The following is a 14744-nucleotide window of genomic DNA, read 5'->3' as shown; positions in this document are numbered from 1 at the left end:
TATTTTGTGAAATTACATTCAAGTAAATTTCAATCTCGTCGATATATATAATTAGAAAAACACGATTAACTTTAGACTTCGCAAAGCCTGTGAGAAGGGGAACACTCAATGAAATTTAGCCATAAGGTGGTTGCTGCATCATCAGCCTTGCTGCTAGTGACAGTATCATTGCTTTCAATACAACAACTTTACACCGTAAGAAGTGCTGTAGAAAACCACGTCAATGCGAGCCTAAAAGAGATGGTCTCTGGCGTAAAAAATACAGTCGTATCAGAAATGAACGCCAAGAAAGCGTTGGCTCAATCGACGACTGAAGTCATCGAGATTAACCCTCAAGATCGCACTTACGTAAAAGAAATCCTAGAAAAACCAAAGCTTAAAAACAGCTTTCTTGCAGTTGGCTTTGGTTATGAAGCAAACGGTTTCGTCATTGAGAATGATGATGGTTGGGAAGCCGGCCCTGATTACGACCCACGAATCCGCCCTTGGTACATTGATGCTAAATCCAAAAACAGTTTAGTTGTTACCGCTCCTTATGTGGATGCATCAAGTAAGAAAGTCATCATCTCTGTGGGTACGCCAGTTAAAGACAGCGGCCGCTTCACGGCAGGCATGTTCTACGACCTAGAACTGACCAACCTTGCGACATTGGTAAACCAAGTGAACTTGTTTGATGCCGGCTACCTATTCCTAGTCACTGCTGACGGCACAACGATTGCTCACCCGAATGCGAAAAACAACGGTGAAACGCTTTCAAGCTACATGCCACAAGCAAGCATTCGTGAAGGCTCTCAAGAAATTGAAGTCGACGGAAAAATGTTCCTAGTTAACTTCACCCACATCCCAAGTGAAGATTGGTACATTGGCGCAATCCTTGATGAAGAGATCGCGTTCCAAACCGTGGAAGATCTGAAGAACAGCTCGATGATCTACTCATTGATTGCGGTAATTCTCAGCATCATTGCACTGACTGTTCTGATCCGTGTGTTAATGCGTCCACTTGATGTGCTTAACCAAGCAATTCAAGATGTGGCGAGCGGTCAAGGTGACTTAACCAAACGACTAGACACCAACACAGACAAAGAGTTCTCTGACCTAGCAAAAGGTTTCAATACCTTTACTGAAAACCTGCAAAACCAAATCATTCAATCAAAAGCGATTGGTGTTGAGATTAAGCGTGGTACTGAAATCACGGTTAAAGGTGCAGGCGAATCAGCAAACGCGATGAATACCCAACTGCAAGAGCTTGAGCAATTAGCGACTGCAATGAACGAGATGGCAGTGACTGCAACAGAAGTCGCGAACAACGCTCAAGGCGCAGCAGCAGCGGCTCGTGAAGCTGACGAAGCAACGCTAGACGGTACATCTGTAGTCAGTGATACCACTCAAGCCATTGATAACCTTTCAGCACGTATCGACCAAGCGGTTGCAGAAGTACAAGTACTGGAATCAGCGACAGCCAACATCGAAACGATTCTTAAAGTAATCAACGATATTGCAGACCAAACTAACCTACTCGCATTGAACGCAGCGATTGAAGCGGCACGTGCTGGTGAATCTGGTCGTGGTTTCGCAGTCGTAGCCGACGAAGTTCGAACTCTGGCGCAACGTACTCAAGAATCGACCACTGAAATCCGCAACATGATTGAGCAACTCCAAGCGGGTGCAAGCTCAGTATCGAACGCGATGAACCAAAGTAAAGACACAGCCACTGACGCCGTTGAACGCGCTCAGCAAGCAAACTCTTCACTTGACCGCATCCGTGACGCGATTCAGCGTATCTCTGATATGAATATTCAAATTGCTTCAGCAGCAGAAGAGCAGAGCTTAGTAGCGGAAGAGATCAACAACAACACAGTTAAGATCAAAGACCTTTCAACACAAGTATCCAACGCGGCTCAAGAAGCAAACACGGCAATGCAGGTACAAACTGACAATGTTCGCCAACAAGACGAGCTATTGAACAAGTTTACGGTTTAACAGAAGTTTGTGTTAATCAGCGCTTAGCTTAACCAATACATAGGCTTAACCAACGTTCCGCCAAGAACCTAAAAAACAAAAGACCCGTTTACTAGATGCTAGTAAACGGGTCTTTCTTTTTTCGACTTCTCTTTCTAACCGATCAGACTTAACTCATCACAGGTTCGAACTCATTGGTCGTCAGCATCATGCACTGATTAGATTCAACCTGAATGGTTAGCGTCCTATCGACACAATCAAACACTGCACCAGACAATAAGTCCGTTACTGTACCAGTCCAAGCCAGTGATGCCGTTTTACTTCGCTTCGACTTGTTGATCACCACAATGCCTTTGTCTCCACGGACAAACACCAGCAAATCATCATTTGCCTCAACCACACGCATCGCTTCGCCATGAACATGGTTATGAAACTGAATCATGTTTTTCATGTAAGGCGCTTGCCAATCGTTAAGCCAACGAGGCTGACCGTTCTGATCCAGAATGCCGCTGGTACTTAGCTCACTGTAAACAAGCGGCACACCGCCGTCTCGACCAAGAATAAAGGCGTGAGCTAATCGCTCGTCAACTTCACCCATTACGTGATCCAAAAATACTTCATTATTTGGAATATCATGAGTGACGGCAAAAGTGATTGCTCGCATATTCGATAACGCCTGACCAAAACAGTAAGGGTTGATCAGAGATTTAAAGCTGCCCTGCTCTTCAAAGGATTTGAAGATAGTATTGAACAGAGGGAAATCGTAAGCACCTAAGCGAGTGTGTTTGAGGTAAGGCTCAAGGAACAACTCATACTCTTCTTTGGTCGCACCACCATCAGTAATGATCTCGCCAAAGATGTGCATTTCTTCGCAAATATCATCAGTCCACACCTTACGTAGATGTGACAGTGTCATGTGTTTTGCTGCGTCTATGCGAAACCCTTTCACGCCAATCTCTTTTAAGGCTTTTAGGTAAGCTCTCTGCTGCGCGACCACATTGTCGTTGTCTAACAGCGTTGGCAAGCCAGGGTCACTAACTCCACCGGTAATACGTCCGTTCTGCACTTCCCAAGTGTCTTTCCAGTTTTTGATACCAAACGCTTCAACAAAGTCGTTTTCATCAAATAAAGGCTTAGAAAGATCGCCAAACAAACGTATGGATTCGTAATAGTCAGCATCTTCTTGATAAGACGCCATATCTTGCTGATTTGGATACGTTAAATCGCCACGGATACCCGACTCATTGGCCATGTGGTTAAACACGACGTCCACATAGGTACGAAGCCCGTATTGCTTTAACGTGTTCACCATCGCAGTGAAATCTTGCGTGTCACCAAGCTGATTATCAATCACACGATAATCTTGTGGTTGATAGCGCTGCCACCATTGGGTGCCAGAATCACGGTCGCAACCTTTAGGTCCGCGTAACGACTTCATTGCCGGTGATACTAAAACAGATTTATAACCCAACTCTTGGATCAGTGGGGCGTTCTTCATTACGTCAGCGTAGCACCAGTCAAAGGCATGCAATATCACATCTGTCGCTGGGTTGCTTAACATAGCTGAACTATCCATGTTGTTCTCCTACCAAACTTGTTTACAGCTTTCTAGATAAATACAAAGGCTAAAAGGCAAAGCTGCATAAATTTCCTTAAGAATGGTATTTATTATATGAGTTACTCATTAAAAACCCTCCTCCTCCCACCGATTAGTCACGGCGGATAGTCAAGGGCGTAGTGCCAATTATCGCATAACGTCTGGGATGAACACTCAACCGTAGTGCTTTAAACTGCACAAAAAAGTGACAAAAAAGGAGCGTACATACGCTCCTTTTATTCAATCTAACACATATTTATGACTAAGTTCTGTAAAGAACCTTCACTACGTGCCAGCCAAATTTTGTTTTAACAAGGTGTGGTACTAGCGTCTCACCAGAGAAACAAACCTTATCAAACTGAGGCACCATTTGACCTTTTTTGAACTCGCCTAGGTCTCCGCCCTTTTTACCAGATGGACACGTTGAATGCTTCTTCGCTAGCGTTTGAAACTTAGCACCTTTTTTAAGCTGCTTGATGATGTCTTCTGCTACTTCTTTGTGCTTCACCAAAATATGAAGCGCTGCTGCTGTTCTTGCCATGATAATTCTCAGTGCGTTGCGGTCAGTTTACTTACGATGGTTGCTTAGAGCATCGTTAATGAACTGACTGTTGTAATTCTGTTTATCGCTAACGACTTGTCGACATAAAACCATCGACAGCGCGCGTTTAGCGTGATTTTAACCCAAGAACTGCCAATCTTCACTCTATAACCGAAAACAACTGCCTTAAAACCCCTAAAAACCGTATAGTGACTTGCCGATATCCCTGTTTCCCTTTAAATTAATCCTTATAAATTAAGCGCGTATTAAGTAGGAGCCACTATGGCCAAACCGATCAGTAAAGCGAGTCAGTCACAGGGAATGTTGATGTTCAAATTATCCCTTACTCAAAGTTTTGCGATTGGCACGCTTAAGGTAAGAGAAATAGTGCCTTTTCAGCCGATGACTCAAATCCCATACTCCCATCATCACGTGATTGGTACGGTGACCATCCGCGATCTTACCGTTCCAGTCATTGATATGTCTGCAGCGATTGGCTTTCGACCGATAACACCCTCTGAATACCAAGATTGTGTGCTCATCGTCACCGATTGTTTAAGAACAGTAGTGGCATTTTTGGTTCGTTCGATTGATAAAATCATTGAATGTGATTGGAAAAGCATTGAATCGCCACCCGCCAGTGTGGGTCGTAATGTGTTTGTTACTGGTATTACGCGTTTTGAAGATCGTATCGTGCAAATGCTCGACGTGGAGTTATTACTTTCTAAGATCTACCCGGCTTATGAAAACGCGCATATTCCAATGCTGACCGATGTAGAAAGGGAGCGTCTCAAAGCGCTGAATATCTTATTGGTTGATGACTCTTTAATCGCGAGGAAACAGCTATCTGATGCCTTGGACAGTATCAACATCCCTTACAGTATTTGTAATAATGGTTTAGATGCGATCGATCTAATGCGTCGCCAAGCCAGCGCTGGCAATGCAATTGATCTTCTCGTGAGTGATATTGAGATGCCTGGACTCGATGGCTATGAGCTTGCGTTCGAAGTACAAAATGACAGCGCACTGAGTCATGCCTACTGTATTTTGCATACCTCACTGTCCAGTGAAATCTGTGTCGACCGAGCCAATCAGGTAGGTGCACATGAAGCGCTTGAGAAGTTCAATGCGGGCGAATTAATCGAAGCCATGCTACGCGGCGCAAAAGTCTTAAACGAAGCATCTACGGCTGCTTAGACGCTATTTTGGAAGCTAAACCTAGCATCATGCTTAATGGTTTAGCTTCTTAGCTTCTTAGCTTCTTAGCTTCTTAGCTTCTTAGCTTCTTAAGGATTAGATATGAATCAATATGGATCTTTTCCTTAAGATTTCTTTGGCATAGAATAACTCTTACTCACAAATTCCACTTCCTCAACTTCATTGACATGATTGGTAAAAGACGCCAATGCATAGAGTGTGTTCGCGACTAAGTTAGCGTATTTAAAAAGAATCGGGTCTGGCGATTTTTTGCTTTCATGATGCTCAATACTCACCAATGCTCGCACGACTTTTTTAGCCTGACAGCGACACAAGTGAAGCTCGCCGGACACTCGGTGCCCACCGGGCAAAACAAACCCTTTGAAACCACCTTCTAGCTGATCGCGAATGTGATGATAATCTTGCTTGAGCTCGACCAATTCAGACTCGGTGATGGCTAATTTCCCACGTACAGAACCATTCAAGTGATAGATGTTCGGCTGCAAACGTTGCAGGATCTCACGAACCTGAGGCTCTAGGTCTAAAGACAATACTAATCCAACTCGGCAACAAAGTTCATCCGACAAAATCTCAAAATCACAGATAGGACTGTCTTCATAGATAAATGGGTAACAGAATTCATCCCAATCTCGACTTACTGGTTTCACACAACAATCCTTAAACTTGAAATAATCTGACACCAATATATCAAAATCTTTGATTTAGACATAAAAAAGCCCTCACATTGGAGGGCTCCTAAAGAAATCGGTTAAACGAGCTTATTCGTTAGACACTTTTTTATGGCCTTCTTGCAGGTGAACGAAATCCACCAAATCGTCGCCAGACACTTGGTATGCCTGACCAAAGCCTTTCACGAACAGGCCGTTCTCTGCTTTAAGGTTGAATAGAGAGAAATCTTGAAGCTGGCTCAAACCATCAATGACTTCGCCAAAACGCTCTTGCATCTGTCCAATCACTTGAGTCCATAGTACCGTCTCACGCTCTACAACACTTGCTTGAGCATCAAACGTCAAACGCTTACGTGCGTAAAGCTGCTTAGAGCTCTCTTCGTCTTCAATCATCATCAAAGACACTTGAGGGTTTGCTTTCAAGTTACGAGCATGACGAGCAATATCAGAAATTAGAACAAAGTAACCTTCTTGGTTCTGAACGAAAGGTGCGTAACTTACGTTCGGGCGACCTTCTTCATCAACCGTTGCAAGTTGAAGGGTACGGCGCTCTTGGCGAAACTCTTTAATTTCTGGACCTAGGCGACCTTGTAGACGTTCTTGTTTTACTTGCTGTTCCATGGGTAATTCCTTTCTTCACTTTCTCTGATTTATTATTTTTGCTCAAGGTTGAGCGATCATTAGCAAACTAAACGATCCTCGAGCATTCATGTCTTGTTTAAACGAGTTGGCAACCTTAGTTAAGCTTGCCGTTAATTATGCTTAAGCTTGTTCTTTTAGTGCTTTGAAGCGTTCTACTTGGTCGACAATAAGCTCACGCTTTTCATTGCGGCCTAGGTAGATCTTAAAAATGTTCTCGCCCGTTTCACTGAAGAAACCGAAGTAATGACTTTCACGACCCATGAACGCCTTGCTCACCAAACCGATATGTTTAACGTTATCAAGTTTCAAGTGGCCATGAAGCTCGCCCTCTTTGCCCATTAGGTTGTAGTAACCACGTGCGACTTTGCCTTTAGGGAACGGCGCCTTTACTTCGAAGATTGAGCTAAATGAATGCATAATTGTGGTCACCGGGCCCCAGCCCACTAAACCTTCTAGAATCTCTTGAGCTCGGCTGCCATCTAGCATCACCGCCATGTCGCTTGGAAAGGCTGCTACTACTTCAACCTCTGAAACACCTAGCTTCTCAGCAATTGCTGTCGGCAGTAGTTTTGGCTCTTCTTCTAAAATTCGAGCTACGCTTTGTTCTAGAGTTTCTGTCATTTCTAATGTTGTATCTGTCATTGAATATGTTCCGTATAAACGAGTAATTTACGTAAGTTATAAACTAAAAATTCGATATTAAGCGTGCTTCAAGCTTGCATGCGGGTGAACGCCCGAACCTGACACTTTCGGCGCTGGGTGCATCGCTTGATATTCAGCGTTAAGCACTAGAATTACACTCTGCGCTAGGCTTACCGCCCAAAAACTACCCGCGATAGTCAGGCTCAAATAATCTTCCGAAAGCTCGACTAGACCATTCTTTTCCCAGTGCATGAAAAGAGGCTTCAAGTAATCGAATGTGTCTTGTCCCATAAAGCTCGGTAACGTGCTTCTTCTAACAACACCAGAATCAAAACCTGCCTTCAATGAAGAGAAGCTTGGCTCTAGTGAGCTTTGCTTCGTCATCATGGCAATAGGTAATTGACCTTGCTTTATAGACTCCATGTAGCTGTCTAAAGTTCGATGTTGCATTACTCCATGACCACCGATGTTGCCACCAGCGCCACAACCAATGGGTAGAACTTCGGCATAAGTTTTCGCTAAGCTGTTGTAAATGCTGCGTTCTCGGTTATCACGCGTCCAGTGATTCACGCTCAGTTGCTTGACCTTATTTTTTGCCATGAACTCGACACCCGCCAAGTACATACTCGCTTTATCTGGCGTGTTCGCTGGTGGTGGAATTTTTCCTTTCTCAACGAGATTAAGCATAGGTGCATTACCCCCAACAATCAGTTGATAGAGGTCAATACCGTGTGCACCAGTAGACATGTAGTCTTCTAAATCTTGTTGGAACACTTCCATTGACTGGTATGGTAATCCATATAACAGATCAAGAACTATTGGCGCTTGCTCGGTACGACTCAAAGCACTGATACGTTCTAGCACAACCTCTCGGTCATCTAGGCGCTTAGCACTGCGTCGAACCTGAGTATTGAAACTTTGAATACCGAATGAGAAACGATTGAAGCCACCTTCAAGCGCACGATCAAACATCTCGTCGCCAAAGCGATTGATGCGCCCTTCCAAGGTCATTTCCACATCGTTTGCTAGCGGGAAATATTGGCGAATAGCCTTGCCTAACTGCTCTACTTGTTGGGGAGACAAATCGGTAGGTGTTCCACCACCAATGTAGACGGCGTGAAATAATCCAGACTGAGCCCAAGGGGTTTTGGCTTTTTGCTTCAACTCAACCATCAGCGCATCGAAATACTCATCCACTAATTTACGGCTTGCGGCATTTTGGAAGAAATTGCAGAACGTACAGCGCACGCGACAAAAAGGAATGTGGATATACAAGCAACGCTTATCCTGTTTTTTCCCTTCACTCAGCATCAGTTCGTCAAAGAGTTCTAACTTCTTACTGGGGTCGACCGGAATTGAACTTCCTCCGGCATGGGCAGAATGCTTTTTAGCAAACGCAAAACGAAGCGGATCAGGGCTAGAAACACCCAAGATTGATTCGTCATACTTATAGATATTAAGACTCATATAATCTCTCTAAACACTTACATAGCAAAGTCTGGAAGACTATTCGCTAAAACTGAAATAATCATAAATAGACGCAAATGATAATGCAATTGATAATTGATCTTATTTAGATTCTAGGCAATAATCCGATACAGATTTTGGATTTGGTAAAGGATTGAGTGTGAACGTTCCTAGATATGTTATTGCAGGCGGTGCATCGTTAGTGATTCATGCGGCGCTATTATTTGTTGCTCAAGAATCCAAAGTATTCGCGATGCCTGCAGGTAGCCAATCGAACACGGTATCGATCAACTTCACTCCCAAGAGCACGCCTTCTCCAGCTCAACAAAAAACCATCACAGAGCCGGTTGAACCAGAACCAATCAAAGAAACGGTCTCACAAGCTGAACCTAAACCTGTCGAACCCAAGGCAGTCGAACCAAAGCAAGCCAAACCGACACCAAAGAAAAAAGCGATCACCAATAAACCTCAACCCAAGAAAGTAGAGAAAAAGGTTGTTGAAAAGAAGCCGATTCAAAAGAAACCAGTGACTCAGAAAAAGGTCGTTAAGAAAGAACGCCCAGAACCAAAGTCCAAACCAACGCCTCAACCAGAAAAGTTGGCCGACAAGAAAGTCGATAAGAATATGGACGAATCAGCCAATCAACCTCAGGAAGTAAGCCAAGGCGTATCAAACCAAGAGCCCGTATTAGTCACTAAGCCCTCTTTTTCTTCACGCCCCACACCACCAAATTACCCACGCCAAGCTAGACGTCGTGGCGTTGAAGGTGTCGCTACTTATGAGGTCTGGTTAGACGCTGAGGGCAAACAAATTAAACAAGCATTAGTAAATTCATCAGGCGCACTAATGCTCGACAACGCCGCTTTAGACGCCATTAAACAATGGAAATTCTCACCTCACACTGTCAATGGTCGAGCGATTGCTCACCGTGTACAAATACCTGTTCGTTTTAGGTTGGATTAATCATGCAACAAATCAGTTACTTACAAGATCAACTTGGCTTAATGACTTGGCCTCTTCTCATCTGCTCAGCATTAACAGCAATGATCATCGCTGAACGTGTCTTCCAAGTGATGTTAAGCATTGGTGTTGGCAAACGCGCCATTCGTCGCGAGCTCAATCAGATCTCGCCAACCAACAGCAAAGAGATTGAGGATCTCGCTCAGTCTATTTCAGGGAAAAGACCGCTGCTGTACAAGGGCGTCTCGATGTTGCTTGCTCACCACTCTTTTTCGAAAGGACTACGTGAAGATGCAGCAGGCATCTGGCTACAAGAAAAACGCCACCAGCTTCATGCAGGTTTAAGGCTGCTTGGTTTGATTGGCGTGATCAGTCCACTAATTGGCTTGCTTGGTACGGTGCTTGGTCTTATTGAGATGTTTAAAGGTGTAGCTGCTACCACCGGAAGTATTACACCAAATGATCTAGCTGACGGCCTTGGCTTAGCAATGAGAACCACAGCGGCAGGTTTGATGATTGCACTGCCTGCGATCTCAGGGTCTCAACTGCTTGGACTTTGGGCCGATAGGGTTTTGGCGCAGCTAGAACATACTTTGAATTATGTGAATGTGTGGTTAGAAGGCATGTCGATTCAAACTAATCAGTCTGACGAAACTAAAGATTCATCATTAAACAAAGTCGCTGTCGGTGATGCGAGACAAGCATGATTAAAACGCCCCACTCATCTCAAACACAAAGTTTAGCTCCGGACTTAACACCGCTGCTCGACATCATTTTTATCGTGATGGTTTTCCTGCTGCTGACAGCATCGGTGAAGTTGGAGTCATTAGAAGTCGAACTGCCGAGCTCTGATATTAAGAACGTTTCTGAAGTTCATAAAGATTCGATTAGCGTCAATATCTTAGACCACGAACCCTACTGGGCGATTAACGGCCAAGAGTACATCGACTGGGAAAACTTCAAGATTGCATTGCTAGAAGAAACAGGCACATCAGACAAGAAGCCGATCATCATTGGTGCAGATAAAGCCGCCAACGTTGAGAACCTAGTGAAATTGCTGTCTTTCCTTCAAGAGAACGGAATACCAGCGACTCAATTGCTCACTGAAGATGGCTAGAACAACTCTCTATTTTCATGAAGTTTGGCTCTTGATGACTAACACCAAAGAAGCAGAACTAAACCTCTCTATCGATACGAACTCACAATGCGAACGGACTGCTCACTGAGAATCTTCGCGAAACAAGTAGATAATATAAAGAAATGATTATGAACAACTTAAACGTGCTCAATAAATTAACGACCAAGAGACATCTCCTTTCAGTAGCTGCAATCAGCTTGGCACTGACTGCGCCAACGGCAATGGCCAATGACGTAGAACAACCTCGAATCATAAGTGCAGGCAGTGCTGTGACTGAATTGGTCTTAGCATTAGGCGCTGAAGAGCAGTTAGTGGCGATTGATGTGACCAGCCATTTCCCTCAAGCAGAGAACCTGCCGAAGATTGGTTACCACCGAAACCTTTCAGCAGAAGGCTTGATTGCCTTAGAGCCAACGACACTGATTGGCTCGGATGAAATGGGGCCAGACAACGCGATTTCTCAATTGAAATCTGCCGGTGTCGATGTCGAGATCGTTAACACCGAAGCAAACGTTGAGGGGTTATTAAAGCGTATCGACCAGATCGCAAAAATTACCCACACCGAAGCTCACTCACAGCAAGTCAAAGCTGAAGTAAATAAGAAGATTGCGGCACTAAAAGCAAACCAAGTACCCAACAACGAAGCGAAGAAAGTTCTGTTCTTATTATTGCATGAAGGTCGCCCGGCGAACGTTGCTGGCGGTGAAACGTCACCAAACGCGATCATTGAATTGGCTGGCGGTGTAAACCCTGCGGCTAAAAACCTGACGTCTTACAAACCACTATCGATGGAATCACTCGTTGAAATGCAGCCTGATGTCATCTTGGTGAGTGGCCGCAGCTACAAAAAAATGGGCGGCGCTGACGCCATTCTTAAATCGCTGCCTATGTTAGCAGCGACTCCTGCTGGCATGAACAAGCAAATCATTACCGTAAAAGGCAGTGCATTAGTCGGCGGACTTGGCCTCGAAAGCCTTTCAGAAGCCAAGCGATTAAACGCTCTTATCTATCCGTTATAACTTATCTACCCGCTATAACTCGACCACCCTATTCTTACTGTTGCTAGCTCAGTTTCCATTACCTACCCGCTTTTCCGCAATGTTGGTGATGGATATTGAAGCTAGCGATGGACATTGAGGCCCTTTATGTTGCTACGATCCGTCCCACTGAAAACATCGATGTTAGGCCTAGGGGCTACCCTAGTCTTCGTCGCACTGTTCTCAATTACCGTTGGGCCAATGAACATTAGCTTAGCTGACAGTGCAGCGAGCTTACTCCAACCAAACAATGATTTAGCCCCACACATCAATTTGGTGATTCAAGAAATCCGTTTACCAAGAACCATCTTATGTATGCTAATCGGCGCGATTCTCGCATTATGTGGTGCCGTCATGCAGGGGCTATTTAGAAACCCGCTTGCTGAGCCAGGGATCATTGGTGTGTCTGCTGGTGCGGCGCTAGGCGCAGCACTGGCCATCGTACTTTTCTCTCAGCTATCGCTTCAATACCCTGCTTTCATGAACTTTGCTGCGGTTCCTGTGTTCGCTTTTCTTGGTGGCGCTTTAACCACACTCTTGGTCTATAAACTAGGCACGGGTAAGTTCGGCACTTCTGTCACCATCATGTTGTTGGCGGGTGTGGCGATCAGTGCGCTCTCTGGCGCTGGTATTGGGTTCTTGAACTTCATCGCTGATGACCAAATGCTGCGTGATCTTTCATTATGGTCGATGGGTTCACTAGCAGGAGCGAAGTGGTCAGGCATTTTGCTTGCTGCAGTTACGCTCGTAGCACTCTTTATTGTTTTTTACCGTCAAGCGATGTCACTGAATGCCCTGCTCTTAGGTGAGTCAGAAGCACAACACCTTGGCATTCCAGTACAAAAACTCAAACGAAAGCTCATTCTACTGACAGCCGCAGGCGTTGGTATCACAGTGAGCCTGTCTGGCATGATCGGATTCATCGGGCTCGTTATCCCTCATTTAGGTCGTATGTTGGCAGGCCCAGATCACCGAGTTCTTTTGCCATTGTCAGCAGTACTAGGCGCACTACTGCTAACAGCCGCAGACATGTTCTCTCGTGTGGTACTGGCACCAGCAGAATTACCTGTGGGCATTGTTACCGCGATTATCGGCGCTCCATTCTTCTTGTACCTTCTATTTCAACAGAAAGGGAGAATCCTTTAATGTTTCCTTCAGCGTTAAAAGCGACCGATATCGAAGTGAAGTTCGGCAGCAAAGTGATATTAGATGGCGTTTCTATTGAGATTGAGGCAGGAAAGGTAACCACACTGCTTGGGCCAAATGGCGCAGGGAAAAGCACGTTACTTAAAGCCTTGTGCCAAGAGATATCAAGCAACGGCGATATCCAATATTTTGGACACACCAAAGACAAGTGGCCTTCTCAAAAATTGGCGAAGCATCTGGCTATGCTACCTCAGCACAGTACGTTGACCTTCCCATTTTTGGCACATGAAGTTGTCGAGCTTGGTGGAATCCCTCTGCAAGAGTCCAACAAGAAGCTCACCAACATCGCCAGTCAAAAAATGGATGTTGCCGATGTGACTCACCTGAGTGAAAGGCTCTACCCTTCGCTATCCGGCGGTGAAAAACAGCGTGTTCACTTGGCTCGAGTGCTAACCCAGCTTCACTATTCTGGTGACCAATGTATCTTGATGCTTGATGAACCCACATCAGCACTGGATCTTGCCCACCAGCACAACACCTTAAAGATCGCGAGAGATCTCGCCGACAACCACAATGCCGCGGTTATCGTGGTGTTGCATGACCTAAATTTAGCCGCTCAATATTCCGACCGATTAGTGGTATTGAAGGATGGACACTTAGTTTGCGATGGAAGTCCTTGGGAAGCGCTAAAGCCGTCAATGATTGAAGACGTATACGGATACAAAAGTATCGTCGAAAAACACCCAACCATGAGCTTCCCTCAGGTTCATCCCGCACAATAAACGCAACCAAAAACTGGCGCACTTAAAGTATTCGTTCCTTCTAACGCCGACACCATTCAAAGCCTCGATTTAGTCGAGGCTTTTTTATTGGCTCACAGCCTCTCTCTCGCCTTAAACTCAATTTTGTTAGTAACCATAGCAATAAGCTCTCAAACGGCTCACCCAGAGCGTTTGAGGCTCTAGAAATAAACATAATCAGTTAGTGTTGCTAAACTTTTCGCAATTGAGGTTGAATGTAAGACTCGAGCGTAAGCATATAAAAAGAAAAGAAATAACTTCATTTGGCACAAAGCAAGATAGCAGAAGCGATATGAGTTCGAGAGAGAAAGAGAAAGAGAAAGAGAAAGAGAAAGAGAAAGAGAAAGAGAAAGAGAAATTGCAGACACAAAAAAAGCCCCCGTAGGAGCTTCTTTTATCGTGTGTTGATTACTGACTCATGCGAATCAATGACTTACCAATCAACCACTCTAGTTCTTTACCGCTAGTATCACCAAACTGAGTTTCAGTCAGCTTGTATAGACGGTCAATACCGTTTGCAGCGAACTCATGAGCGCTCTCAGCAGTAACGATATGATGGAAAAGTAAACGTAAAATTGCTAGGAACTCAGCGTCTTCAAGTGCTGCAACCCAGCTAGCTGAAAATGCGTCAAGGCCATTTTCAAAGTCAATGTGTTCCATAAACATCTTGAAAATACGACCGTCTAAAGCAGCAGTAAAATCCGTTTTCTTAGGAAAGTGATGACTAATACCTGTACGAGAAACGCCTGTTTGTTGACTCAATGTCGTGTATGACATCTTGTCGTAACCCAATCTCAATAGCTGGTCCACAACGGCATCCATGATCTTCTGGATCGTGATTTCTGTATCTTCTTTACTACGCTTTGGCATATTCAGGCTCTTCTCTTTGTAAATCCATCTAACTCAATCAAATGAAGTCAGAATGAAA

The 14744-nt window shown here is 44.6% G+C and carries 15 protein-coding genes; 8 read left to right on the top strand and 7 right to left on the bottom strand.

Annotated elements, in window-relative coordinates; all coding sequences use genetic code 11:
* The first annotated feature begins 108 nt into the window (after positions 1 to 108).
* Positions 109 to 1980, top strand: a complete 1872-nt coding sequence (locus L3V33_RS00420; RefSeq protein ID WP_114634832.1) for a methyl-accepting chemotaxis protein — start codon at positions 109 to 111, stop codon at positions 1978 to 1980.
* A 148-nt stretch (positions 1981 to 2128) separates the two neighbouring features.
* On the opposite strand, the gene L3V33_RS00415 is transcribed toward L3V33_RS00420, so the two are convergent.
* Positions 2129 to 3535, bottom strand: coding sequence for an alpha-amylase family glycosyl hydrolase (locus tag L3V33_RS00415; RefSeq protein WP_237288700.1), 1407 nt, complete (start codon positions 3533 to 3535; stop codon positions 2129 to 2131).
* A 283-nt stretch (positions 3536 to 3818) separates the two neighbouring features.
* Positions 3819 to 4097, bottom strand: coding sequence for a peptidylprolyl isomerase PpiC (ppiC, locus tag L3V33_RS00410; protein ID WP_004731852.1), 279 nt, complete (start codon positions 4095 to 4097; stop codon positions 3819 to 3821).
* A 282-nt stretch (positions 4098 to 4379) separates the two neighbouring features.
* Between ppiC and L3V33_RS00405 the strand changes: the two genes are divergently transcribed.
* Positions 4380 to 5294: a chemotaxis protein gene (locus L3V33_RS00405; RefSeq protein ID WP_054545755.1), complete on the top strand. Its 915-nt coding sequence runs from the start codon at positions 4380 to 4382 to the stop codon at positions 5292 to 5294.
* Between the two features lie 125 nt (positions 5295 to 5419).
* Here the strand turns inward: L3V33_RS00405 and L3V33_RS00400 are convergent, their stop codons facing one another.
* The 4 genes from L3V33_RS00400 to hutW form a co-directional block, all read right to left on the bottom strand.
* A complete protein-coding gene (locus L3V33_RS00400; RefSeq protein ID WP_065207004.1) occupies positions 5420 to 5962 on the bottom strand; it encodes an ATP:cob(I)alamin adenosyltransferase in 543 nt (180 codons plus the stop codon).
* Between the two features lie 111 nt (positions 5963 to 6073).
* Complete coding sequence (hutZ, locus tag L3V33_RS00395; RefSeq protein WP_237288699.1) at positions 6074 to 6604, bottom strand: heme utilization protein HutZ; 531 nt, start codon at positions 6602 to 6604, stop codon at positions 6074 to 6076.
* A 141-nt stretch (positions 6605 to 6745) separates the two neighbouring features.
* Complete coding sequence (gene hutX / locus L3V33_RS00390; protein WP_237288698.1) at positions 6746 to 7267, bottom strand: heme utilization cystosolic carrier protein HutX; 522 nt, start codon at positions 7265 to 7267, stop codon at positions 6746 to 6748.
* Positions 7268 to 7324: 57 nt separating this feature from the next.
* A complete protein-coding gene (hutW, locus tag L3V33_RS00385; RefSeq protein ID WP_237288697.1) occupies positions 7325 to 8734 on the bottom strand; it encodes a heme anaerobic degradation radical SAM methyltransferase ChuW/HutW in 1410 nt (469 codons plus the stop codon).
* Positions 8735 to 8894: 160 nt separating this feature from the next.
* Here hutW and L3V33_RS00380 point away from each other — a divergent pair, with 160 nt between their 5' ends.
* The 6 genes from L3V33_RS00380 (at position 8895) to L3V33_RS00355 (ending at position 13798) form a co-directional block, all read left to right on the top strand.
* Positions 8895 to 9698 (top strand): energy transducer TonB, encoded by an 804-nt coding sequence (locus L3V33_RS00380; RefSeq protein ID WP_237288696.1) that lies wholly within the window; start codon positions 8895 to 8897, stop codon positions 9696 to 9698.
* 2 nt (positions 9699 to 9700) lie between these two features.
* Complete coding sequence (locus L3V33_RS00375) at positions 9701 to 10402, top strand: MotA/TolQ/ExbB proton channel family protein (RefSeq protein WP_054545760.1); 702 nt, start codon at positions 9701 to 9703, stop codon at positions 10400 to 10402.
* Positions 10399 to 10812, top strand: a complete 414-nt coding sequence (locus L3V33_RS00370) for a biopolymer transporter ExbD (protein WP_017077389.1) — start codon at positions 10399 to 10401, stop codon at positions 10810 to 10812. The genes L3V33_RS00375 and L3V33_RS00370 overlap by 4 nt, the downstream gene beginning before the upstream one ends.
* 149 nt (positions 10813 to 10961) lie before the next feature.
* Positions 10962 to 11852 carry an ABC transporter substrate-binding protein gene (locus tag L3V33_RS00365; protein WP_237288695.1) on the top strand — a complete coding sequence of 297 codons (891 nt, stop codon included), beginning with the start codon at positions 10962 to 10964 and terminating at the stop codon, positions 11850 to 11852.
* 126 nt (positions 11853 to 11978) lie between these two features.
* Entirely contained in the window at positions 11979 to 13016 is a 1038-nt protein-coding gene (locus L3V33_RS00360) for an iron ABC transporter permease (RefSeq protein WP_171311591.1), read from the top strand.
* Entirely contained in the window at positions 13016 to 13798 is a 783-nt protein-coding gene (locus tag L3V33_RS00355) for a heme ABC transporter ATP-binding protein (protein WP_108187788.1), read from the top strand. The genes L3V33_RS00360 and L3V33_RS00355 overlap by 1 nt, the downstream gene beginning before the upstream one ends.
* Before the next feature lie 426 nt (positions 13799 to 14224).
* On the opposite strand, the gene L3V33_RS00350 is transcribed toward L3V33_RS00355, so the two are convergent.
* Entirely contained in the window at positions 14225 to 14686 is a 462-nt protein-coding gene (locus tag L3V33_RS00350; RefSeq protein ID WP_004731875.1) for a TetR/AcrR family transcriptional regulator, read from the bottom strand.
* Positions 14687 to 14744: the final 58 nt, after the last annotated feature.

Source organism: Vibrio sp. A2-1, assembly GCF_021728355.1.
GTDB classification, from domain to species: Bacteria; Pseudomonadota; Gammaproteobacteria; order Enterobacterales; family Vibrionaceae; genus Vibrio; species Vibrio splendidus_K.
The sequence above is the reverse complement of the archived record's forward strand: the minus strand, read 5'-3'. Positions and strand labels throughout refer to the sequence as shown.